Annotated in this window: 4 protein-coding genes, 1 tRNA gene and 1 pseudogene; 3 read left to right on the top strand and 3 right to left on the bottom strand. The window is 45.7% G+C overall.

The annotated features are described in order from the left end of the window. Positions 1-1,081: NEW3 domain-containing protein (locus B7L70_RS12620; protein WP_238376266.1), on the bottom strand; the 1,081-nt coding region annotated here is incomplete at its 3' end. Positions 1,082-1,191: 110 nt separating this feature from the next. On the opposite strand from B7L70_RS12620, the gene B7L70_RS13665 reads away from it, so the two are divergent. After that, a tRNA-Leu gene (locus tag B7L70_RS13665) sits at positions 1,192-1,307 on the top strand. A 137-nt stretch (positions 1,308-1,444) separates the two neighbouring features. On the opposite strand, the pseudogene B7L70_RS12625 reads toward B7L70_RS13665, so the two are convergent. Continuing rightward, a pseudogene (locus B7L70_RS12625) lies at positions 1,445-2,059 on the bottom strand (thiamine pyrophosphate-dependent enzyme); the annotation flags it as partial. 46 nt (positions 2,060-2,105) lie between these two features. On the opposite strand from B7L70_RS12625, the gene B7L70_RS12630 reads away from it, so the two are divergent. After that, on the top strand, positions 2,106-3,110 hold the full coding sequence (locus tag B7L70_RS12630) for a formate--phosphoribosylaminoimidazolecarboxamide ligase (protein WP_081228470.1): 1,005 nt from the start codon (positions 2,106-2,108) through the stop codon (positions 3,108-3,110). Between the two features lie 73 nt (positions 3,111-3,183). Continuing rightward, the gene (locus B7L70_RS12635; protein ID WP_081228469.1) at positions 3,184-3,897 is read left to right on the top strand and encodes a queuosine precursor transporter; all 714 of its coding nucleotides are present in this window, start codon (positions 3,184-3,186) and stop codon (positions 3,895-3,897) included. 46 nt (positions 3,898-3,943) lie between these two features. Here B7L70_RS12635 and B7L70_RS12640 read toward each other — a convergent pair whose 3' ends face one another. Next, the gene (locus B7L70_RS12640) at positions 3,944-5,938 is read right to left on the bottom strand and encodes an alkaline phosphatase family protein (RefSeq protein ID WP_101940301.1); all 1,995 of its coding nucleotides are present in this window, start codon (positions 5,936-5,938) and stop codon (positions 3,944-3,946) included. Between the last annotated feature and the right edge of the window lie 123 nt (positions 5,939-6,061).

Here is a 6,061-nt window from a genome sequence, read left to right on the forward strand (position 1 = left end):
GTTGCACGGGCTGTCCAGGAGGTATCGCACCGAGTATCAATGGGTTGCTAACCAACGGCGTTATGCCTGAGCCATTTATGAACAACTTAGCATTGTAAGCTATCCCAGACCCAATATTGACTATACTAAGTATTAACTGGGACATTGGGTAGCTTTGAAAGACCTCGGGCGGGTTTGTGGCTATTGATTGTATATACACTATGGGCTCCTGCGGTACTATCAATGTTGCGTTTATCACGTCGTCAACACCCGTGAAATAGTCAACCCTCAACTCAACCGTGTAATTACCCTGCGGAACATACCTAGGCACGTAGACGTAGAAGGTCACGGGCACAGGCTGTCCAGGAGGCAGGGCTGGTATATGCTGTGTGACGTTCACCGGCACCAGCTGGGGTGGCAGAGACATTAACGTCACGGTGACGTTGAGCACCGGAGTGTTCCCATAATTCGTGAGATACACGGTCAATGGCACGTAGGACCCAGGTAAAGCCTGGATAACATTGTCGGGAGTCCCAATGATCGCCGTGGCCTCAAAGCCCACGTAACCAAGCACCGGGATGGAAACATTCGTATTAACACTCTCCGAGCTCTTGGATGTCGATATTGAGGGTATGGAGCCCATTACCTCGGGTATCTGTATCGTCACGGGGACAGTCTTTACACCTGTTATCACAGGCTCACCGTTGTACAGCGTTGTCGTCACCAACGTGGTGACGGGTATAGAAACCGTTTGATAAACAATGAGGGGCTTAACGCTCGTTGTTATGTTAACCTCGGTGTAGTTCACCGTTATGGGTACCTGGTAGATACCCATGGATACGCTTGGGTCAACCTGTACGTAGACTATGCATGAGCTATTACCCTCAGGTGGTACCGCGGGTATTTGGCAATAATTCATTGATGAGTTCACGTAGTAGATGGGCTTTATGAGGGATGTATTCATGTAGATGGTTACGTTGAACAAATAGGTTTGCGTTGGATTGAACACAGTAAACACTAGGTACGAGTCCTCACCTGGCGCCACAGGTTGATTCAGCAACCAGTGAGCCAACACTATTATAGATAGTGATATCGGATCCATCGAAAAATGCCAAGGAAAACCAGCTTAAAAATCCTTCTCATGTATCGAATAGATATCGGTGACTTGGAAATCACGAAAAAGTTAAAAGTCTGCGATGCATAACAAGACCTGCGGGGGTGCCCGAGCCAGGTCAAAGGGGACGGGTACTCCGTGCCAAGTTCACGGAGCCGTAATCAGGTCCCGTTGGCGAAGGCCTGCGTGGGTTCAAATCCCACCCCCCGCACCAAAGATTGAAACAAATCCTTCGTAGCTTTGTTATAGGCATTTATGAAAACTGTGCATACCATTCTCAAGACTTATGCATTGATAATTCTCCTCCATCAACTGGGCATTTAATTGATCACCATGTTCTTGCTACGATATTCACGTAACTCCTGAGCTCATGGATAATCTACGTAGGTATGAGAGGAAGTTTTCGATCTCCTGCTCTATTGCCTTTATCTCCACATCAGTAACGTGCTTAAATCTATCCTGTCTCTTAATGAGCTCACTAATGGGCTTCCTCCTGGCTTTATCCATGTAAATATCGCTTGGTGGGTTTATTATCAACCTACCATGGTCCCATTCGTAAAGTGGGAAGTAACCTGTCTCTGTTGCCAGCCTTGCAATCTCTATCATCTCCTCATCTGGGAAACCCCACCCTGGTGGGCATGGTGCTAATACGTGTATGAATGCGGGTCCCTCGTTTAGATAGGACATGGCCTTCCTAACCTTGTTGAATAGGTCGATGGGGAATGCAACATTGGCTGTTGCTGCGTATGGTATGTGGTGCCCGATGACTATGCTCATTATGTCCTTCTTAGTCTCAATCTTACCCTTAATCACAGTACCGGCGGGTGTCGTTGTAGTCCTTGCAAATTTAGGTGTTCCTCCTGATCTTTGTATTCCTGTGTTCATGTAGGCCTCATTATCATAAAGCACATAAAGCACACCATGACCACGCTCAAGCATACCACTAAGAGACTGCAAACCAATATCAGGATAGGCTTGAGGAGGTGGTGACATGAGCGACTTTTACGTGGACGTGGATAGGATAATCAAGAACTACGACCTGGACAAGGTCAGTGTCGTAACAATAGCCAGCCACTCCTCGCTGCAAATACTTAGGGGTGCCCACGAGTATGGCTTCAAGACAATAGGCATAGCAAGGCCAGGGCATGGTTGGTTTTATAGGCAGTTTAACTTCATAGATGAGGTTTGGGAGGTTGACTTTAGGGAGTTTGAGAGGGTTGTGCCAAGGCTCGTTAGTAATAACGCGGTGTTGATACCCCACGGTAGCTACGTTGAGTATGTGAGTTGGAGGAGGGCAATGGTTATGGAAATACCAACCTTCGGGAATAGGTACCTACTTAAGTGGGAGGCTGATCAAACGCTAAAGATGAGGTTGCTTGAGTACGCAGGCATACCAATACCTAGGTCATTCAGTGACCCGTCACAAGTCGACAATCCCGTCATTGTCAAGTTCAACGGCGCAAAGGGTGGTAGGGGCTACTTCGTGGCGAGGAATGGCAAGGAGTTGGTGGATAGGCTACGTGGGGTGAAGGATGGGTACATAATACAGGAGTACGTGATAGGCGTCCCAGCCTACTACCATTACTTCTCGTCGCGGGTTTACGATAGGCTTGAGATCTTCGGCATGGACATTAGGTATGAGAGTAATGTTGATGGTAGGATACCTGGGCTTGCCGAGCCTTCATTCACCGTTGTTGGAAATCTACCGCTGGTTCTCAGGGAGTCACTGTTACCAATTGTGCAGAGGTATGGTGAGCAATTCATTAAGGCTGTAAATGAGCTTGTACCACCAGGTATGATTGGGCCCTTCAGCCTTGAGTCCATAATAACCGATGACCTATCAATAATTGTCTTCGAATTCTCAGGCAGAATCGTGGCTGGGACAAACGTCTACATGGGCGTTGGTAGCCCATACTCCGTGCTCTACTTCGATAAGCCCATGGATATGGGCGAGAGGATAGCCCATGAGTTACGGGAGGGTGTTAGGAGGGGTATCCTCGATAAGATGCTATCTTAAAGTGTAAAATTAGGATATCATTTTTATAGTTGAGGCAGAGGATTTATAAGCAGGTATATCCTGATTTCCTGCAATGACCTGGTACTCCATGTATAGCCTGCCTATCCTGTACGGCATGGCCTTCATGGTGTACATAGCAGCCGCTGGTATATTATGGCTTGTGCATAGGCTTGGCAGGGAGGAGTTGTTGTTGCCTGTTGGCGCCATGGATTATATACTACTGCTAACCATAAGCCAGTACATGGCTAGTAAAATAGGGGCCTACGTGGGTCCGTTGGTGGTGCCAATGGGCGTGATTACATACAGCGCTAGTGTTTCTGTGCTTGACTTCCTAACCCTCAGGTACGGTAGGGGTGTTGGTTATTGGGTCGTTAGGATAGCCGCCTATCTACAAGCCCTGGTGTTCCTCATTAATTACCTAGTGATTAATTACCCACCGGCCCAGTTCTGGGAGTCATTGCAGGCGCCCTTTGCAGCTATAATGGGCGTTAGCGCCAGGATTGCCATAGCCTCAATAACAGCCTTCATAGTCTCCGAAACATATGACGTATTTTTGGTTTCTAGGTTGGGTGGTGGTGTTTTGAGGAGGGTTGGGTACTCGGACCCTGTTACCATGACCATAGACACCCTGGTCTTCATACCAATAGCCTTCTACGGCGTGGTTCCCAACATATGGTTACTGATGTTGTCCCAACTAACCGTTAAGATGAGCCTAGTCCCAATGACGATGCTAGCCGTGTGGTTGAATAGGAAGGCCCTTAGGTACGCTGTGGCGACCCTAAGGTGATTAACCGCCAGTTTGCCCCCGTTTCCCGCATCCCCGCGTCCTATCGCTAGTAGAAGACAGGCATCTCCTCCTTTTGTGGCTTCATGTACTCCTCGAGGTTCTTATCTATGAGGAATGCGTACTTATTTGCGTGCTCGGCTAGTTGGTCAATTGGGATCTCGGCATTGATCAATTTGCTAATAAGTAGTAGGATCACGAGCATAACAGGTGCGGTAGCTAATAAGCCGTAGATAAACAACGGTGAGTCGCTCACTAAGTATGATTGGACAGTTTGTACGTAAATAAGCCCGTACAAGACCAATGGAATTATTACCGATAGTGCTGGTATTAAGTAGGTACCATGGTTTACACGCAGGATTTCCAACCCAATTATTGAGAATATGATAAGACCGACTAGGTAACCCAGGAGCAATGGTGGCGCTTCGCCAGTATTACCTAGGTAGTTCAGAAAACCCATCGTGAGTGTTACTAATCCTGTTAATGTAGATGTTAGGATGGAGCCTGTGACAATACCCAACGCCTTCATGGGCATCGATTTAAGGGTCTTGGTGATGGGTGGTAGTAAGGATATGGAGACCAGGTCGATGCTGAGTATGATTATTAACCATAGGAATAATGGCGTGTAAATAATTGGTGTGTACGCCCAATCATGCTTCACGTAAACCATATCGTCTAGCTGTGCCAGTGTTATGTTTGTGTATCCATACCTGGAATACGGTAATTCATTAAATGGTATCTGCGGTTGTAATGGGTATAGGTTTGCCAAGTCCCTGTAATTTGAGGTGTTTGGTATTGAGTATACATTATTGATTAGGGGGAATCCCTGGGATACATTGAATATGATTGGTTTCCTAGTAATATTGAAGTAGAAGAAGTCAAGTGGTATGTTGCTGTCTAGTACGTATTTATTCAGGGCTGGTAGTTCCCAGTTATAGTCTATAAATGCTATTAGGGAAATGTGAGTTAGTAATGTGTGGGATACGTAATTCTCCTTCGCGTAGGGTGATATGACTATTAATGGGACCCTCACACCCAGTGGGTCGTTATTTATGATTGGTGGTGGTACTTGGTCGTAATATCCACCGAATTCATCCCATGTTATGAATATCACTGTAGAGTTCCATATAGGGCTCTCCTCAACGGTATTTATTATGTAGAGAAGCCAAGCCTCGCCGTAAAGGATATTACTGGGTGGGCCCATGTCATTGTAAGGGCCTGGGAGAACCCAGGATACGGCAGGTAATGTTCCGTTCCTAACCTCATTTATGAAATCCTCCCATGTCTGTATATGGGATGAGTACTTGTTAATTCCGTAGAAGTACTTAATATCAAGTAGGTACGATGGCTCCTCAGGGTCTATGTAATAGCCCCAACCAATACGGTATTGGCAAAGCTCAGCGAATATACTCTCTTGAACAGGTATATAGGGTGGTGGACCATAATCATCGATTACAGGCGAAAACGCTGCGTATAGGGATAGGTGATTTGGAGCACTCTCTGAGAGATATGGCGTGAAGTAATTATCAGCAATACCGTATTCCTCAGCCAAGTCCCAAAGCGGTGCCACTTGATCCACCGTATAGTAATAAAGGGATTGAGGACCTGAGCCCTGTATCCAACCGTTCATTTTCCCATAATTCCAATCAGCGTGGTATGGTATATAACCCTCATTGGGATCTACCGTGCTGTACGTACCGATAGGTACAGGCATTAAATAACTGGATATCTCACTTAGTGAGAGTAGATTTATGGGCTTACTCATCTGATTAATAATTGGGTTACTAAGTGAACCGTTGGTTGGATAGACACCAAAGAAGTTATCAAAACTATGATTCTCAAGGAATATTATGATTACATGCTTAATGGGCGTCCTAGTATTTAATTGAGTAGCTGGTAACGTGATACACCGAGGTATTTCAGAAATGATAGCATTACTCTGATAGGCACCATAAACAAATAATGCAATTAAGGCTAAGGCTATCACTATGGCTAAAGCGATAATGAACGTGAATAATTTACGGTACCTCCCACTGATTGGCATTGATAAAAGTTGAGATATAGTACCTTAATAAGAATACACATTATTTATACTATATAAAATAATTTAATAAACACTAATACCACGTAGAGGTTAACGCCTAGGCCTCCAATCAAATAAATACGC

Source organism: Vulcanisaeta sp. EB80, from assembly GCF_002078205.2.